Annotated in this window: 14 protein-coding genes; 3 read left to right on the top strand and 11 right to left on the bottom strand. The window is 68.6% G+C overall.

Going from position 1 to position 17,463, the window contains the following annotated elements:
* Nucleotides 1-40: 40 nt before the first annotated feature.
* Entirely contained in the window at nt 41-1,600 is a 1,560-nt protein-coding gene (locus tag ABVF28_RS09355; RefSeq protein ID WP_371030287.1) for a DUF222 domain-containing protein, read from the bottom strand.
* A 207-nt stretch (nt 1,601-1,807) separates the two neighbouring features.
* Here ABVF28_RS09355 and ABVF28_RS09350 point away from each other — a divergent pair, with 207 nt between their 5' ends.
* Together ABVF28_RS09350 and ABVF28_RS09345 are read left to right on the top strand one after the other, a co-directional pair.
* Nucleotides 1,808-2,452 (top strand): TetR/AcrR family transcriptional regulator, encoded by a 645-nt coding sequence (locus ABVF28_RS09350; RefSeq protein ID WP_371030286.1) that lies wholly within the window; start codon nt 1,808-1,810, stop codon nt 2,450-2,452.
* A complete protein-coding gene (locus ABVF28_RS09345) occupies nt 2,449-2,652 on the top strand; it encodes a hypothetical protein (RefSeq protein ID WP_371030285.1) in 204 nt (67 codons plus the stop codon). Before ABVF28_RS09350 ends, ABVF28_RS09345 begins: the two co-directional genes overlap by 4 nt.
* Here ABVF28_RS09345 and ABVF28_RS09340 read toward each other — a convergent pair.
* Entirely contained in the window at nt 2,649-2,903 is a 255-nt protein-coding gene (locus tag ABVF28_RS09340; RefSeq protein WP_371030284.1) for a hypothetical protein, read from the bottom strand. The two genes, ABVF28_RS09345 and ABVF28_RS09340, sit on opposite strands and share 4 nt — an antisense overlap.
* Nucleotides 2,904-2,957: 54 nt before the next feature.
* Between ABVF28_RS09340 and ABVF28_RS09335 the strand changes: the two genes are divergently transcribed.
* Entirely contained in the window at nt 2,958-3,422 is a 465-nt protein-coding gene (locus tag ABVF28_RS09335) for a MarR family winged helix-turn-helix transcriptional regulator (protein WP_371030283.1), read from the top strand.
* A gap of 45 nt (nt 3,423-3,467) precedes the next feature.
* On the opposite strand, the gene ABVF28_RS09330 is transcribed toward ABVF28_RS09335, so the two are convergent.
* From ABVF28_RS09330 to trpC, 9 genes are all read right to left on the bottom strand, one after another.
* Nucleotides 3,468-4,571, bottom strand: coding sequence for an NADH:flavin oxidoreductase/NADH oxidase (locus tag ABVF28_RS09330; RefSeq protein ID WP_371030282.1), 1,104 nt, complete (start codon nt 4,569-4,571; stop codon nt 3,468-3,470).
* Nucleotides 4,572-4,647: 76 nt separating this feature from the next.
* Nucleotides 4,648-5,682 (bottom strand): alpha/beta hydrolase, encoded by a 1,035-nt coding sequence (locus tag ABVF28_RS09325; protein WP_371030281.1) that lies wholly within the window; start codon nt 5,680-5,682, stop codon nt 4,648-4,650.
* Between the two features lie 150 nt (nt 5,683-5,832).
* Entirely contained in the window at nt 5,833-7,290 is a 1,458-nt protein-coding gene (pyk, locus tag ABVF28_RS09320) for a pyruvate kinase (RefSeq protein ID WP_371030280.1), read from the bottom strand.
* A 55-nt stretch (nt 7,291-7,345) separates the two neighbouring features.
* On the bottom strand, nt 7,346-8,806 hold the full coding sequence (locus tag ABVF28_RS09315; protein ID WP_104253241.1) for a glutamate synthase subunit beta: 1,461 nt from the start codon (nt 8,804-8,806) through the stop codon (nt 7,346-7,348).
* Nucleotides 8,799-13,367 (bottom strand): glutamate synthase large subunit, encoded by a 4,569-nt coding sequence (gltB, locus tag ABVF28_RS09310; protein WP_371030279.1) that lies wholly within the window; start codon nt 13,365-13,367, stop codon nt 8,799-8,801. Before gltB ends, ABVF28_RS09315 begins: the two co-directional genes overlap by 8 nt.
* 187 nt (nt 13,368-13,554) lie before the next feature.
* On the bottom strand, nt 13,555-14,616 hold the full coding sequence (gene lgt / locus ABVF28_RS09305) for a prolipoprotein diacylglyceryl transferase (RefSeq protein WP_371030278.1): 1,062 nt from the start codon (nt 14,614-14,616) through the stop codon (nt 13,555-13,557).
* Entirely contained in the window at nt 14,613-15,434 is an 822-nt protein-coding gene (gene trpA, locus ABVF28_RS09300) for a tryptophan synthase subunit alpha (RefSeq protein WP_371030277.1), read from the bottom strand. Before trpA ends, lgt begins: the two co-directional genes overlap by 4 nt.
* Nucleotides 15,431-16,693 (bottom strand): tryptophan synthase subunit beta, encoded by a 1,263-nt coding sequence (gene trpB / locus ABVF28_RS09295; RefSeq protein WP_104311942.1) that lies wholly within the window; start codon nt 16,691-16,693, stop codon nt 15,431-15,433. The genes trpA and trpB overlap by 4 nt, the downstream gene beginning before the upstream one ends.
* Nucleotides 16,690-17,463: an indole-3-glycerol phosphate synthase TrpC gene (gene trpC / locus ABVF28_RS09290; protein WP_371030276.1), complete on the bottom strand. Its 774-nt coding sequence runs from the start codon at nt 17,461-17,463 to the stop codon at nt 16,690-16,692. The genes trpB and trpC overlap by 4 nt, the downstream gene beginning before the upstream one ends.

Below are 17,463 nucleotides of genomic sequence, written 5' to 3'. Positions count from 1 at the left end.
GCCACATGAGCCGCGGCTGCTTGGTTGCTGGTGAGTGGTTTCAGGGTCTTCGGTTGATTGCTGGGCGTGCGGTTTGGACGCTGCTGGTGGTGTAGCTGCGGCGGCGGGCGGTTCTGCGTGGGGCGTGGTGGCCGAGGGCGGGGACGACGTGCCAGCGTCCGCTGCCGTTGCGTCCGTTGTCGCCGTTGTTGCCGTTGGTGAGGACGAGCCGTCCGCGGTGGACTTCGTGGTGGTGGAAGAAGCACAGCAGGATGCCGTGTTTCGCGTCGGTGGGTCCGCCTTCGCTCCAGGGCTGTGCGTGGTGCACTTCGCACCAGCGGACGGGTGCGCTGCAGCCGGGGGCCCGGCATTGCCGGTCTCGGATCGCGATGGCTCGGCGTTGGGCGGTGGTGAAGAGTCGTTGTTTGCGGCCGAGGTCGAGGATCTCCCCGGTGCTGCTGCGGGTCGCGACGCGGATGAACCCGTCGCACAGCAGCTGCGCGGCGACGCTCGGCGGGACTGGTTCCCCGGTGCGCTCGAGGTGCGGGACGTCCTCGGGACGGGTCGCGGTTCCGGCGATGCCGGCCTTGGTGGTCACGATGATGACGGTGGGCGCTTCCCCGCCCGTTCGGGGCGCGTCTGGGGATTCGGCGTAGGCGCGCACGAGCATCGTGAGCGCGTCGATGCGCTGCTGCTCGATCGACCGCGGGTCCGCCAGCGGAACCTCGACGTTGTCGTTGTCGTTGTCGCTGTCGGTGTGCGCGTTGTCGTTGTCCAGCGGGAGCTCGTTGGCGCCGAGGGCCGGGGCGAGGGGTTCCCCGCACTCGGACGCCGCCGGGAACTCCACCCTGCGCCGCGGCGAGAGCAGCGCGTCGAACACCGACAGCAGCTGCTCGCCCTGCTCGGGTGTCGCGACGAACTTCCCGGTGACCGCGCCGTCGCCGCGCCGGGAGATCCACAGCCCGCGTTCCTCCGCGATCTTGTCGGCCCGCGGCTCGTCGCCGTCCGGGTCCAGGTACGACACCCACGTCGCCGCCTGCACCTCCAGCACCTTCGGTACGGCGGGCTGCTCGTCTTCCGGGTTCACCCCGCACGCTGACGCGACCAGCTCTCTCTCGGCCCGCTCGAGCTCGTCGACGCCCACGCGGTTCCCGGTGTGATCCAAGCCCTTCGTGATCGCCGACGCCTGCGCGATCGACATGACCGCCGACCCGACCGCCTGCGACACCGCCGGATACCTCGCCGGGATCGGCTCGCCCGTGACGTTCATCCGCTCCCGCGTCGCCGCCGCCACCCGCACCAGCGTGTTCGCCTCGAACGGCCGCACCGCGAGCACCTGCTCCACCATCGCCGTCAGGTTCCGGAACCCCGACTTCCGCGCCACCGACTCCGCACGCGGCGACTCATCCTCCCGCCGCAGCAACTCCCCAGCGACCTCCACCAACGCCGCATCCAACACACGCCGACGAGCCGCCAGCTCCCGCAACGCGACCACGATCTCCGCATCCGGAAGCCCCGCCAACTGACACCTGGCCTCGAGCAGCGCATCAACCACCGCCGTCTCCACTGACGACTCCACTGACGACTCGCGATACGCCTCCTGCTCGAACTGCGATGCCACGATAACCTCCCCCAAGATCACCACCAGCCTAGCACTGGACCGCACCAGAAACCAGTCGTTGACCAGGGATTGTGGAAAAACTCAGAACTTGTGTTCGACGCCGGACTGATCACCTGACAACACTTGGTCGGCGCAGCATCTCGACGCACCCCGGCCCCTGACGTCAGTGAACGAGTTCACTGAACCCGTTCGCTAGAGGCTTGGCCCATGTCGAGCACGCGCGCGGAGATAAAGAGGCACACTCAGACCCGCGTGCTCGACGCCGCCGAACAGATCTTTCAGGAGGAAGGGTTCGCTGGAGCCAGCATCCGCGGTATCGCCAAGTCAGCGGGCGTCAGCGCTGGAACCGTCATGTCGGTCGGCGACAAGAACGCGCTGCTCGTCCGGGTCTTCGATCGCCTCATCGAAGCTGAGCGCGACCGGCATGCAGCGGGCACGATCGTCGAGTGGGAGACGGCCCGACCAAGGCCGGCTCCTCGCATCGAATCGCGCCTCGCGGGCAACAGCACCTGTTCAGGCCGCCTGGTCGCTCTGGCCTCCCCATTTGTCGCCGTCTTCATGCGGGATGACGACCTCGCGCGCGTCTACGCGTCGATCCTCGTCTCCGGCGGCCACTCGTCGAGTCTCTTCTCAGAGCTCGCGGCGCGACTCACCGAGGAGAACCGTACCGCGATCACAGTGCGGGGCTGCACTCCGCGTGCAGAAGCCGCCCAGAAGGCCGGCGCGCTGTACTTCGCATTCGTGGGCCTGCTCTTCACGGCGTCGGCCCGCCGCACCGCCGACCCAGCTGATCTCTCCGCGGATCTGCACCGCGCGTTCGCCGCGATCTGCACCTGCAAGGAGAAAGGGTGATACTTCTCCCAGACCCGTGGTGGCCAACTCTCGCGCTCGCCGTCGTGCTCGCCGCCGACGCCGTGATGTCGCTCAAACCGCCCGAGTTCATCCGGGACTGCCTCGACGGCGTGCGCTTCCCGCGTGATTGGTGGTGGACGCTCATCGTCATCAAGCTGACTGCCGCGGCCGGTCTCGTGGTGCTGGTGGTCTCGCTCTAGCTGTCGGCGGAAGGGTTCGCTGGGCAGAGGATGCTGCTCGGCTGGTTCGCGCCGACACCACGGCGCACCTGATGCTCCGAATAGGGGTGCCCGCACTCGCGACAGGCGGACGGTGCGCGCACGGGGTCGGTGCGCGCGACTCCCCCGGTACCCACCTGGGCGGGGCCCATGAAGGGGAAGAGGGCCTGGTTGATTCGGTTCCACCAGCCCGGCTGGCCCTTGTACGGGTTCGGGAGTCTGTCGCTCGGCATGTTGTTAGTGTACTAACTATTCGTGGACTCGGTTGCTTCGGCTAGTCTGGACTCGTGGATCTCCTCGCGCTCGACAAGCAACTGTGCTTCGCCCTCGCCGCTGCGAGCAGGAGCGTCATCTCACTGTACCGCCCCATCCTCGAGCCCCTCGGTCTCACCCACCCCCAGTACCTCGTGATGCTGGGCCTCTGGGAGGACGACGGGCAGACGCTCGGTCAGCTCGCCCGAGCGCTGCATCTCGAACCGGCGACCCTGAGCCCGCTCGTGAAGCGGCTTGAGGCGTCGGGACTCATCACGCGGAACCGCAGGCCAGCGGACGAGCGCGCCGTCGAGATCCGGCTCACGGACGCGGGGCGCGGCCTCAGGCGGAAGGCAGAGGGAGTCCCAGTCAAGGTCGTTGCCGAGCTCGGCTGGAGCATTCCAGAACTCGAGGCGCTCAAGGACACGCTCACGCAGCTGCTGGCCGACTCCACGTCCGCACGGAGCGACCGCGGCGGAGACGGTCGCGACGAGAGCTGACGCCCACCTGCGGGGCCGAGCTCCCGAGTCGGCCGCACTCAGCGGCTAGGCCATGTTCGCGCGCCAGTACTGGGGCGCGACGAGTCCTTCCTGGCCGTCCCCCAACGCGACTGCGGCATGGACAGGCCAGTTCGGGTTCGCGAGTGCCGCACGGCCGATCGTGATCCCGTCGGCGTCACCGGCCACGAGGATCGCCTCAGCATGGCGCGCATCCGTGATCTGGCCGACCGCCGTCACGAACGTGCCCTCTTGTGGCAGCGCCGAGCGCACGGCGCGCGCCAGTGTCACCTGGTACCCGGGGCCGACCGGCCCGGTGAACGCGCCGATGCCACCACTCGACAGGTCGAACACAGTGACGCCGAGTCCGTGCACGCGCTTGGCGAGCTCGACGGTCTCGTCGATGGTCCAACCGCCTTCGACCCAGTCCTCACCCGAGAAGCGGATCGCGAGCGGCTTCTCGGCAGGCCAGTTGCGTCGCACCTCGCTCACGACCTCGAGGGCGAAGCGGATGCGGTTGTCGAACGATCCGCCGTACTCGTCGCTCCGCTGGTTCGAGCGCGGTGACAGGAACTCGTGCACCAGGTATCCGTGGGCTGCGTGGATCTGCAGCGCGTCGAAACCGGCCGCATCCGCCCGACGGGCCGCGATGCCCCAAGCGCTCACGATCTCGGCGATCTCTTCGACGCTCAGCGCGACCGGGGGCTCAAGGCCGAGTGCATCGTTGCTCGACGGTGCTTCCGCCGTCCACCCACCCTCGTCAGCAGGAACCCGGCCGCGCACCGTCTCGGGCAGCGCAGGATACGTGGACGCCTTCCCGCCGGCGTGCGCGAGCTGGATGCCGGCCGCCGCGCCCTGCGCATGAATGAACTCCACGATCGGGCGCCACGCCTCGGTGTGCTCGTCGCTCCAGATGCCCGCGTCCTCTGGGGAGATGCGTCCCTCTGGGACGATCGCGGTCGCCTCCGTCCAGACCAGCCCGAAGCCACCGCTGGCCCGCGCGCCGAGGTGCACCAGCTGCCATGAGGTCGGCAGGCCGTCGCGTTCCGTCACGGAGTACTGGCACATGGGAGCGAGGAACGTGGCGTTGCGCAGCGGCAGGCCGTCGCCATCGATGCTCGGGAGGGTGATCGGCGACAGGAGGCGGCTCATACTGACCTTTCGGGTGCGGTGGCGCTGGGTACACGCAGTCCAACAGTCCGCGAGCCTGCGTTGTTCCCTGCTCCGGTCAGTCCAGGTATCCCTTGAGCCAGGTGGTCATCGCGTCGAACGCCTTCGCTCGGACGGGTGGCGCCGAGAGGAGCACGTCGTGGAGTGCGCCATCCAGACGGCGAACGGTCACGGTGTCACCCAGATTGAGGGTGCGTCTCGCGATGTCGTCGACGCGCAGCACGGAGTCCGTCCGCCTCATCGCCTCGTGCCAGATCGGGGACAGCGTGCTGCGCGCCGAGAGCATCGTCAGGACCGGCGCCTTGATGTCGAGACCGACGGCGACGGCCGCATGGCCCGCGAGGATGGCGTTGAGCCAGCCAGCCCGCACGGTGAAGCTCGGCGTCGGCCGCCAGCGCTCGTCGAACTCCCACTCTCCCCCGAGGCTCTTCTTCACTGCCCTCGTGTAGAAGCCGAAATCGATGTTGTTGAACGTGTCCGTCGGGCGGAGCTGGGCCGCGAGTGTCATGAGCGGCATGAGGGCCGTGCGAACCGCGGCGCGCGTCTGCAGCTCCAGCCAAGGACTGTTCAGGATCAGCGCGCTGGCTCGCCCAGGGTGCCTGTCGGCCCACAGGCTCAGGGTCAGACCGCCAGTGGAGTGGCCGATGAGGATGAGCGGATGGCGACCGCGGCGATGCCCGCCCGGCCCATGCCCCATGATCTCCAGCGCGCGGTCCAGCTCCTCGTCGTAGGTGGCGAGATCGGTGACGAACCCGGGTGTCTGGTGGTCGCGGAGGCTGCGACCGTACTTGCGGAGATCGAGGGCGAAGAACCGCGCTCCCTCCCCTGCCCAGTAGTGCGCGTGATGCTTCTGGAAGAAGTAGTCGGACCAGCCGTGCACGTAGAGCACGTCGGCGCCCCGGGCGGGACCGCGTGCGAAGCGGTCAGCTCTCGGCCCGCGGACGAGCGTGGCGAGCACCTCGCCCTCATGGTCGGGCTTGAGCGGAAGATCGAGCGCGGCGAAGCCAGCGCCGAGGACGTCGGGACGCCAGGACGTCGCGGCGGCGAGCGAGTCCATCGGGTCCGTGCCGACGGATCCCTGCAGCGGACTCATGTCGTCTGTTCCGTCTCGGACTTCACCATGGTGAAACGATACCCGTCGCACCGGGTGCAGCGTGGGCGCGCGAAGGCGAGCGCGCGCCGGGGATGCACAGAGGCCGGACAGCATGTTGGTGCTGTCCGGCCTCCGCGTTGCCGATCTGGCTCAGCGTGTGTGCTTGCCCTCGTACGCGGGCACGACGCGGTCGTCGTCGACGCCCACGCGGTGCACCCGGAGGTCGTTGGTGGTGCCGGCGCGTCCCGGCGGCATGCCTGCCACGACCACGACGACGTCGCCCGCCTGCGCGAGGCCGTTTTCCATGAGGTACTTGTCGACCTGCCCGATCATCTCGTCCGTGTGCGTGACGCGGTCGACGATCGCTGCCGTGACGCCCCAGTAGAGGTTCATGCGACGAGCGATGTGGGGTGACGGGGTGAACCCGAGCACAGGGATCTCGGTGCGCAGGCGCGCCATGCGGCGCACGGAGTCACCGGACTCCGTGAACACGCAGTAGTACTTCGCCTTGAGGAACTCGCCCACTTCCGATGCGGCGAGGGTGATCGCGCCGCCCTGCGTGAAGGGCTTCGTGCCGAGCGGCGGGATGCGGTCGAGGCCGTGCGTCTCGGTCGACTCGATGATGCGCGCCATGGTGCGCACCGCCTCGATCGGGAACGCGCCGACGCTCGTCTCACCGGACAGCATGAGCGCGTCGGCGCCGTCGAGGACGGCGTTCGCGCAGTCGGATGCCTCCGCGCGGGTGGGGCGCGGGTTCTCGATCATCGTCTCGAGCATCTGCGTCGCGACGATGACGGGCTTCGCCCAGCGGCGGGCTTGCTGGATCGCGTTCTTCTGCACGATCGGGACCTGCTCGAGCGGCAGCTCCACGCCGAGGTCGCCGCGGGCGACCATGATGCCGTCGAACGCGTCGACGATCTCGTTGAGGTTTTCGACTGCCTGCGGCTTCTCGATCTTCGCGATGACGGGGAGGCGGATGCCCTCCTCGTCCATGATCGCGTGCACGCGGTTGATGTCCTCCGCCGAGCGCACGAAGGAGAGCGCGATGATATCGGCGCCGATGCGCAGACCCCAGCGCAGGTCGTCCTCGTCCTTCTCGGACAGGGCCGGCACGTTCACGGCGACGCCGGGCAGGTTGATGCCCTTGTTGTTCGAGACCTTGCCTGGCACCTCGACGCGGGTCGTGACGGTCACGCCGTCGGTCTCCACGACGCGCACGAGCACCTTGCCGTCGTCGATGAGGAGCGGGTCGCCCGGCTTCACGTCGGTGGGCAGGCCCTTGTAGGTCGTGCCGACGAGTTCCTTCGTGCCGGGCACGTCCTTGCTGGTGATCTTGAAGATGTCACCGACCGCGAGGTCGTGAGGGCCGTTCTCGAACTTCTCGAGACGGATCTTCGGGCCCTGGAGGTCGACGAGGATGGCGACGGGAACGCCGAGCTCCTCGGCCGCATCCCGGACCAGCTTGTAGTTGTCGGTGTGCACGGTGTGGTCACCGTGGCTGAGGTTGAAGCGCGTGACGTTGACGCCAGCGGCGATGAGGGCGCGGATCCCTTCAGGGGTGTTGACGGCTGGTCCGAGGGTGGCGACGATCTTCGCTCTACGGCTCATGCATATCTCCGGTTCGTCGAGACTAAGGTGCGCCCTGCGGCGCGTGGTGGCGGACTCAGAGCGAGATCGCGCGCTCGGTGGCGAGGATCGGCTCGGGAAGTTCCGTCGACTGTTCAAGATACCGGTCGACGGAGGCGGCCGCCGCACGTCCCTCGGCGATTGCCCAGACGATGAGCGACTGGCCGCGGCCCGCGTCGCCCGCGACGAACACGCCGGGCAGCTCCGTCTCGTACTCCGCCGTGCGATCCAGCGCCCCGCGGGACGTGAAGGGAAGCTGGAGCTGCGGCTCGATCGTGTGCCGCTCCGGTCCCGTGAAGCCCATGGCGAGCAGCACGAGGTCGGCGGGCAGCTCACGCTCGGTTCCCGCCTTCGGACCGCGCGAGCCATCCGCGCGGAACTCCGTCTCGGCGAGGCGGATCGCGCGCACGCGCCCCGACTCGTCGCCGATGAACTCGACCGTCGACGCCTGGAACGCTCGCTCGCCGCCCTCTTCGTGCGAGGTCGACACCTCGAACAGCGTCGGCGTCGTCGGCCAGGGCTGGTGCGCCGGGCGCTCCGTCGGCGGCTCCTTGCCGATGGCGAGGTTCGTGACCGAGGCTGCGCCCTGGCGGTGCGACGTGCCGATGCAGTCGGCTCCCGTGTCGCCACCGCCGATGACGATGACGTGCTTGTCTTCAGCGTGGATCTGCGAGGCGAGGTCGTCGCCTGCGACCACGCGGTTCGACTGCGTCAGGAAGTCCATCGCGTAATGGACGCCCTTGAGCTCGCGCCCGGGAACGGGCAGGTCGCGCGGGACCATCGCCCCCGTGCAGACCACGACGGCGTCGTAGCGCTGTCGCAGGTTGTCCCACGTGATGTCCCGGCCGATCTCGATGCCGGTGCGGAACCGAGTGCCCTCGGCGCGCATCTGCGAGAGGCGGGCGTCGAGGACTGACTTCTCCATCTTGAAGTCCGGGATGCCGTAGCGGAGGAGTCCCCCGATGCGGTCGTCGCGTTCGAAGACGGCGACCGTGTGGCCCGCACGCGTCAGCTGCTGGGCGGCGGCGAGGCCGGCGGGGCCCGAGCCGACGACGGCGACCGTCTTGCCCGTGAGACGCTCGGGCGGGTGCGGACGCACGTTGCCCTCGGCGAACGCCGTGTCAGCGATCGACTGCTCCACGCGCTTGATCGTCACGGCCGGCTGGTTGATGCCGAGCACGCACGACGACTCGCACGGCGCCGGGCACAGGCGGCCCGTGAACTCTGGGAAGTTGTTCGTGGCGTGCAGTCGCTCGCTCGCTCCGGCCATGTCACCGCGGAACGTCAGGTCGTTCCATTCCGGGATGATGTTGCCGAGGGGGCAGCCCTGGTGGCAGAAGGGCACGCCGCAGTCCATGCAGCGCCCCGCCTGGCGGCGCAGCTGGGTTGGCTCCTGCGGGTCGTAGACCTCACTGAAGTCCATGATCCGCACGGGCACCGGACGGCGCGTCGGGAGCTCCCGCTCGCGGTTGGTGAGGAATCCTCTCGGGTCAGCCACGGGTCGCCTCCAGAATCTCGTGCCAGGTCGTGCTGTCGTCGGGGTCGCCACCGCGTTCGACGGCGGCGTTGCGGATCTCGGTGACCTTCGCGTAGTCGCGAGGGAGCACCTTCGTGAACTCCTTCGACACCGCGTCGAAGTCGTCGAGCATCTCGCGGGCCAGCTGCGAGTCGGTCTCCGTGGCATGCCGTTCGAGGATGTCGCGGAGGATGTCCGCATCGGCGCTCGTGAGCGTCGTGAGACCGAGCTCGCCCGTCGAGAGCATGTCGGGGTTGACGAGCTTCGGGTCGAGCTTGTGCACGTAGGCGATGCCGCCCGACATGCCAGCGCCGAAGTTCTTGCCGGTCTCGCCCAGGATCACGGCGAGGCCTCCCGTCATGTACTCGAGCGCGTGGTCGCCCACGGCTTCCGCGACGGCAGTCGCACCGGAGTTGCGCACGAGGAAGCGCTCGCCGACGACGCCGCTGAGGAACATCGTGCCGCTTGTCGCGCCGTAGCCGATGACGTTGCCGGCGATGACGTTCTCGTGGGACTTGAACGGCGCGCGCTCGTCAGGGCGCAGGATGATCTCCCCACCGCTGAGCCCCTTGCCGACGTAGTCGTTCGAGTCGCCGACGAGGCGGATGCGGATGCCGTTCGGCAAGAACGCACCGAGCGACTGCCCGGCGGTGCCCCGCAGCTCGATGTCGATCGTGCCGGCCGGGAGACCGTGTTCGCCGTGCCCGCGCGTCACGTGGTGTCCGAGCATCGTGCCGACGGCGCGGTCGGTGTTGATGACGTCCATCGACACCTTGACCGACTCGCCGTTCTCGAGTGCCTGCTCGGCGAGCTCGAGGAGCTTCTGGTCGAAGTGCTGGTCGAGCTCGTGCTCCTGGGTGACGAGGCTGCGCGTGGGCGCGTCGCCGAACTCGTGCCCCGTGAGGACGCGGGAGAGATCGAGGCCCTCGGTCTTCCAGTGATGCATGGCGTCGTCGACTTCGAGCAGCTCGCGCTTGCCGATGATCTCGTCGAGCGAGCGAACGCCGAGCTCCGCGAGGTACTCGCGAACCTCCTGCGCCACGAACTCGAAGAAGTTGACGACGTGATCCGCCTGGCCGGTGTAGCGCGAACGCAGCTCAGGGTTCTGAGTCGCGACGCCGACGGGGCACGTGTCGAGGTGGCAGACGCGCATCATGATGCAGCCGGAGACGACGAGGGCGGCCGTCGCGAAGCCGAACTCCTCGGCGCCCAGCAGCGCGCCGACGATGACGTCGCGGCCCGTCTTGAGCTGCCCATCCACCTGCACGACCACTCGGTCGCGGAGGCCGTTGAGCATGAGCGTCTGCTGGGTCTCGGCGAGGCCGAGCTCCCAGGGCGTTCCTGCGTGCTTGAGCGAGTTGAGCGGCGAGGCGCCGGTTCCGCCGTCGTGGCCGGAGACGAGGACCACGTCGGCGAGTGCCTTCGTGACCCCGGCGGCCACTGCCCCGATGCCGTTCTCGCTCACGAGCTTCACGTGGATGCGCGCAGACGGGTTGGCCCGCTTCAGGTCGAAGATGAGCTGCTTGAGGTCTTCGATCGAGTAGATGTCGTGGTGCGGGGGCGGCGAGATGAGCCCGACGCCCGGCGTCGCGTGGCGTGTGCGGGCCACCCACGGGTAGACCTTCGTCGGGGGCAGCTGCCCGCCCTCGCCCGGCTTCGCGCCCTGCGCGAGCTTGATCTGGATGTCATCGGCGTGCGTCAGGTACATGCTCGTGACGCCGAAGCGCCCGGAAGCGACCTGCTTGATCGCGCTGCGGCGCTCCGGGTCGAGCAGACGCTCGACATCTTCGCCGCCCTCGCCCGTGTTGGACTTGCCGCCGATGCGGTTCATCGCGATCGCGAGCGTCTCGTGCGCTTCCTTCGAGATGGAGCCGTAGCTCATCGCTCCGGTCTGGAAGCGCCTGAGGATCTCGGAGGCTGGCTCGACCTCGTCGATCGGCACGGGAGGCCGTTCGCCGACCTTGAGCTTGAAGAGGCCTCGCAGCGTCATCGTCTCGGCTGCCTGGTCGTCGACGAGCTTCGTGTACTCCTTGAAGATGTCGTAGCGACCCTCGCGCGTGGAGTGCTGGAGGCGGAAGATCGTGTTCGGGTTGAAGAGGTGGGGCGGCCCCTCGCGGCGCCACTGGTACTCGCCGCCGATGTCGAGCGGGCGGTGCGATGCCGGAGCCGCCTGGGCGGGGTAGGCGTGGCGGTGACGCAGCTCGTTCTCGCGAGCGATGCCCTCGAGCCCCATGCCGGAGATCTTCGACGCCGTGCCGGTGAAGTACTCGCTGACGAGCTCGTTCGAGAGGCCCACGGCCTCGAAGCACTGCGCACCAGCGTACGAGGCGACTGCTGAGATGCCCATCTTCGACATGATCTTCAGGACGCCCTTGCCCAGCGCCTTGATGAGGTTCGCGACCGCCTTCTCCTCGGTGACCCCGGTGAGCTTGCCCTGGCGCACCATGTCCTCGCAGGACTCCATGGCGAGGTACGGGTTGACTGCGGACGCGCCGTAGCCGAGCAGCACGGCGACGTGGTGGACCTCACGCACATCGCCCGCCTCGATGACGAGCCCGACACGCATGCGGCGCTCGGTGCGGATCAGGTGGTGGTGCACCGCGCTCGTCATGAGCAGCGATGGGATGGGGGCGTAGTCACGGTTCGAGTCGCGGTCGGAGAGCACGAGGAATCCCGCGCCTGCGTCGATGGCGCGGTCTGCTTCCTCGCACAGCTCCTCGAGCCGCTTGCGCAGTCCCTCGACGCCGTCGTCGACGCGGTAGCAGCCGCGAAGCGTCTCGGCCGCGTCGATGCCTGGGCGCTGCTCGATGTGCTGGATCTTCGCGAGCTGGTCGTTGTCGATGACCGGGAAGTCGAGGACGACCTGGCGAGCGTGCTCTGGGCCCGCGCTCAGGAGGTTCTCCTGGGGGCCGATGCTCGTCGTGAGGCTCGTCACGACCTCCTCGCGGATCGCATCCAGCGGCGGGTTGGTGACCTGCGCGAAGTTCTGCGTGAAGTAGTCGAAGACGAGGCGCGGTCGGTCGGTGAGGATCGCGATGGGCGTGTCAGTGCCCATGGCGCCGATCGGCTCCGCGCCGTTCTTCGCCATAGGGGCGAGCAGGATGCGAAGCTCCTCCTCCGTGTACCCGAACGTGCGCTGGCGGCGCTCGACGGATGCGGGGGTGTGCGTCACGTGCTCGCGCTCGGGCAGCTCCGCGAGGTTGATGCGGCCCTCGTCGAGCCAGTCGCCCCACGGCTGGAGCTCGGCGAGATCGTGCTTGACCTCTTCGTCCTCGATGAGACGGCCGACCTCGGTGTCAACAAGGAGCACCTGGCCGGGACGCAGGCGCCCCTTGCGGATGACGGTGGCTGGGTCGAGGCTGGCGACGCCGACCTCGGAGCCGAGGACGATGAGCCCGTCGGCGGTCTGGACGAAGCGTCCAGGGCGCAGACCGTTGCGGTCGAGGGTCGCGCACACGTAGCGGCCATCGGTGAAGGCCATGGCGGCGGGGCCGTCCCACGGCTCCATGATCAGCGAGTGGTACTCGTAGAAGTCGCGAACTTCGGCGCTCAGGTCCTCTGCGGTCTCCCATGCGGCCGGCACCATCATGTGCACGGCGTGCGACAGCGAGCGGCCGGACAGCGTGAGGAGTTCGAGCACCTCGTCGAAGGACGCGGAGTCGCTCGCGCCCTCGGTCACGATCGGGAAGAGATCGGAGACGTCACCGAGGATCTCGGATCGAAGCTGCGACTGGCGGGCGCGCATCCAGTTGCGGTTGCCGCGCACGGTGTTGATCTCGCCGTTGTGGGCCATCATGCGCATGGGCTGCGCGAGCTGCCACGACGGGAACGTGTTGGTCGAGTAGCGAGAGTGGACGATCGCGAGCTTGGACGCGAAGCGCTCGTCGCCGAGGTCGGGGAAGAACGGCTCCAGCTGGAGCGTCGTCACCATGCCCTTGTAGGTGATCATGCGGCACGAGAGCGACATGAAGTAGACCCCGAGCGAGTGCTCCGCGCGCTTGCGCAGGCGGTAGCACTGACGGTCGAGGGACGCACCCTTGCGCGGGTTGCCCCGGAAGTTCTGGCGCTCGCTGCGCACGTAGAGCTGCTCGATGACCGGCATCGCGGCGCGTGCGAGCTTGCCGAGCTCATCCGGCTGCACGGGGACCTCGCGCCAGCCGATGACCCGGAGGTCCTCTTCTGCCGCGAGCTTGACGATTCCGGCCTTGACGCGCGCCCGCTCGTCAGGGTCGACCGGAAGGTAGGCGTTGCCGACGGCGTAGCGCCCCTCGGCCGGAAGCTCGAACCCGCTCACCGCGCGGAAGAACTCGTCGGGGATCTGGGTCAGGATGCCGGCGCCGTCACCCGTTCCGGCGTCCGAGCCGACCGCGCCGCGGTGCTCCATGTGGCGCAGCGCGTCGAGCGCGTGATCGATGATGTCGTGGCCCGGCGTGCCGCGCAGGGTGGCGACCATCGCGAGCCCGCAAGCATCGCGCTCATTCGCAGGGTCATAGAGACCGGCTGCTTCTGGGTAGCCATTCGTTGGAAAGGCGGCGGAGGTCATAACTCGTCCCCTCGTCGGTGGTGCCATGGGTCGCTTGGCGGACTCGACAGAAGACTGATGTTGACGGAGCCCGTGGGGGCGGGTGCCTACAGGCGTCCGTCGGTCCATTCAGCAGAGTACGACCGCTGTGTTACTTCTGTGTTTCGCGTGCGACTCCAGGCAGCCCAGGAGGGTCGTGCCCGGCGGATCATACCCTCGACGAATCGGAAGCTTCCTTGTGCTCATCAGGTGTTTCTTCACCGTCGGCCGAGTTAGGCTTGACTACGGAAGTTTCCTCGTCGTGAACCTCAGATTGCGCGGAGGTTTCCTCTGCGTCCGCTTCGTCCTCGTCGCCCTCATCCGACTCCTGCTCACCCAGCTCGTCTTCCTCGGCGGCCTTGGCCGCCGCTTCCGACTCCGGGTCGCGCCCGGGCAGATAGACGCTGTCGCTCAGCTGCGAGACCGGGAGGCGTGAGACGAAGACGAACAGCGCGATGCCGACGATGACGAGGCACAGGGCACCGAAGACGTTCGAGCGCATGCCGAGGATGACCTCGGAGTAGTCGACGCGGATCGACTCGATCCAGATGCGACCCGTGCCGTACCAGATGAGGTAGGAGGCGAGCGTCTTGCCGGCGCGCCACCGGAACATGCGCTCGAGGAGTACGATGATCGCGATGCCCGCGAGGTTCCACAGCATCTCGTAGAGGAACGTGGGGTGGAAGAGCGTGCCTTCCGGCAGCCCGACGGGGAACGCCGGGTTGCTCGCCTCGATCTGCAGGCCCCAGGGCAGATCGGTCGGCCACCCGTAGAGCTCATGGTTGAAGTAGTTTCCGAGGCGTCCGACGGCCTGCGCGAGCAGCAGTCCGGGGATGAGCGCGTCGGAGAAGGCGAGCATCCGGATGCCCGTCATGCGGCTCGCGATGAAGATGCCGATCGCGCCGCCGATGAGGGAGCCGATGATGGCGTTGCCGCCCTCCCAGATGAAGAAGATGCGCCAGAAGTTCGCGCCCTCGAAGAAGTAGTCGGCGGGGTGCGTGAACACGTGATAGAGACGCGCGCCGAGCAGGCCGAGCAGGACGGCCCAGATGGCGAAGTCGACCGTGATCCACTTCTCCCCACCACGAGCGGTCAGGCGCCGGTCGGTCCACAGCACCGCGAGCACCATGCCGGCGACGATGAACAGCGCGTAGAGGTGCACCGTCAGGGGGCCGACCTCGAAGCTCGCCCAATCGAGGGGCGGGCTGGGAATTCCGGTCAGGGGCGTCATGCGTGTTCCTTCGAAGTCGTGGCCTCGAGGGCCGTGCCGCGCGCGAGCTGGGCCGCGGTCTCCGCGACCGCCTCGACGCCTCCGGCGGCGAGGGCCTTGACGAGGGCGGAGCCGACGATGGCTCCCTCGGCGTATTCGAGGACTTCGCGCACCTGCTCCGCGCTGGAGATGCCGAGTCCGACGCAGGCCCGAGTGCAGCCGTGCGCGTGCAGTCGATCTGCGAGCGTCCGCGCCGCCTGGTCGACATCAGTGCGGGCGCCGGTGATGCCCATCGTGGAGACCGTGTACACGAAGCCCCTGCTGGAGTCGATGACGAGGTCGAGTCGAGGGTCACTCGAGCTGGGCGCTGCGAGGAAGACCCGGTCGAGGTCGTGGCTCTTGGCCGCCGCGATCCACTCGGCGCCCTCGTCTGGCACGAGGTCCGGGGTGATGAGCCCGTTGCCACCAGCCTCGGCCAGGTCCCGCGCGAACGCGTCGACGCCGTACTGCATGACGAGGTTCCAGTAGCTCATGACGACGATCGGCGCGTCGACCTCGGCGCGGATCCGTCTGATGGCCTCGAACACGTGCTCCGTGCGGAAGCCGCCCTCAAGCGCCTGCACGGCCGCAGCCTGGATGACGGGGCCGTCCATGACCGGGTCGGAGTACGGCATGCCGAGTTCCAGCACGTCCGCCCCGGCCTTCACGACCGCGATGGCCGCCGCGACGGAGGTCTCGAAATCGGGGAACCCGACGGGTAGGTACGCGACGAGCGCGCCCCTGCGGTCCCGGTTCGCGGCGTCGATGACGCTCTCGAGTGCGGAGGGTGCTGAGGTCATTTGCCCTGTCCTTCTGATGCGTCGAGGCCCTCGGTGCGGTCCGGGTCTCCGAGCCCGAAGTACTCGGCGGCCGTCTCCATGTCCTTGTCACCGCGCCCGGAGAGCGAGACCAGGATCGTGGCGTCTGGCCCGAGCTCCTTCCCGAGCTCGAGCGCCCCGGCGAGCGCGTGGCTCGACTCGATCGCCGGGATGATGCCCTCGGTGCGAGCCAGGAGTCGGAACGCGTCCATGGCCGCGGCGTCGGTCACCGGGAGGTAGCGTGCGCGCCCGATGGACGCGAGGTAGGCGTGCTCAGGCCCGACCCCGGGGTAGTCGAGGCCGGCCGAGATCGAATGCGACTCGACCGTCTGCCCGTCCGTGTCCTGCAGCAGCAGCGTGCGCGCGCCGTGGAGCACTCCTGGCCGTCCGCCGCCGATCGTGGCAGCGTGGCGCGGCGTGTCGACGCCATCACCCGCCGCCTCGTAGCCGTACAGGGCGACCTTCTCGTCGTCGAGGAAGGCGCTGAAGATGCCGATGGCGTTCGAACCACCGCCGACACAGGCCACCACCGCATCGGGCAGCGACCCCGTCAGGTCGATGACCTGCTGACGAGCTTCCTCGCCGATCACTGCCTGCAGGTCGCGCACGAGCGCGGGGAACGGATGCGGCCCGGCGGCGGTCCCGAAGAGGTAGTTCGTGGTGTCGACGGACGCCACCCAGTCGCGCATGGCGTCGTTGATCGCATCCTTCAGCGTGGCTGAGCCGGCTTCCACCGCGACCACCTCGGCGCCGAGGAGGCGCATCCGGGCGACGTTGAGGGCCTGACGGGCCGTGTCGACGGCCCCCATGTAGATCGTGCAGTCGAGCCCGAAGAGCGCGGCGGCGGTGGCGGTCGCAACACCGTGCTGGCCGGCACCGGTCTCGGCGATGACCCGTGTCTTCCCGATGCGCTTTGTCAGGAGCGCCTGGCCGAGCACGTTGTTGATCTTGTGCGAGCCCGTGTGATTGAGGTCCTCGCGCTTCAGGATGATGCGCGCTCCGCCGCCGTGCGCCGCGAACCGAGGGGCCTCAGTGATGATCGACGGGCGTCCCGAGTAGTCGCGGTGCAGGCGACCGAGCTCCGCCCAGAACTCGTCGTCCGCCTTCGCCGCCTCCCACGCGGTCGCGAGCTCGTCGAGAGCGGCCATGAGGCTCTCGGGAACGAACCTCCCGCCGAATTCGCCGAAGTAGGGGCCTGAGGCGTCGCGCAACGATGTCGTGCTGGGGGGCTGAATGCTCATGCGAGGTGGAAGGTCTCCAAGGTAGTTTCGGGGTCGCCGCCCGTGACGAGGGCCTCCCCGATGAGTACTGCGTCCGCGCCCGCATCGCGGTAGCGGCGGACGTGGGCTGGCTCGAGGACGGCCGATTCGGCGACCTTCACCACGTCACTCGGGTACAGGGGGGCGAGCTCTCCGAAGAGCTCGGGGTGCAGGTCGAACGTTGCCAGGTTGCGCGCGTTGACGCCGAGGATGCGAGCGCCAGCATCGAGGCCACGCAGCAGCTCGTCCTTCGAGTGCGCCTCGACGAGGGCCGTCATGCCGAGCTGCTCGGTGAACTCCGCGAGTCGCACCAGCGTTGACTGGTCGAGGCCGGCGACGATGAGCAGGGCGAGGTCGGCGCCGCAGGCACGAGCCTCGAGCAGCTGGTACTCCTCGGCGATGAACTCCTTGCGCAGCACCGGAACGGCTACCGTGTCGCGCACGGCTCGGAGGTCGTCGAGCGAGCCGAGGAACTTGCGCTGCTCGGTGAGGACCGAGATCGCGGCTGCTCCCCCACGCTCGTAGGAGGCGGCGAGGACGGCCGGGTCCGGGATGTCAGCGAGACGGCCGCGCGATGGGCTGGCGCGCTTGACCTCGGCGATGATGTTCACGCGCTCCGAGCGCGCGAGCGCCGCATAGGCGTCGAGCGCTGGCGGAACGTCGGCGATTCGTGCCTCGAGCGCACGTGCCGGCGTCCGCTCCCGCCGTTCTGCGGCGTCCTCGAGTGCGCCGTGGTAGAGCGACTCGAGCAA

The organism is Pseudoclavibacter sp. JSM 162008, from assembly GCF_041366455.1.
Lineage (GTDB): Bacteria > Actinomycetota > Actinomycetes > Actinomycetales > Microbacteriaceae > Pseudoclavibacter.
Note: the sequence above shows the minus strand (reverse complement) of the source record. Positions and strands in the feature narration are given on the sequence as shown.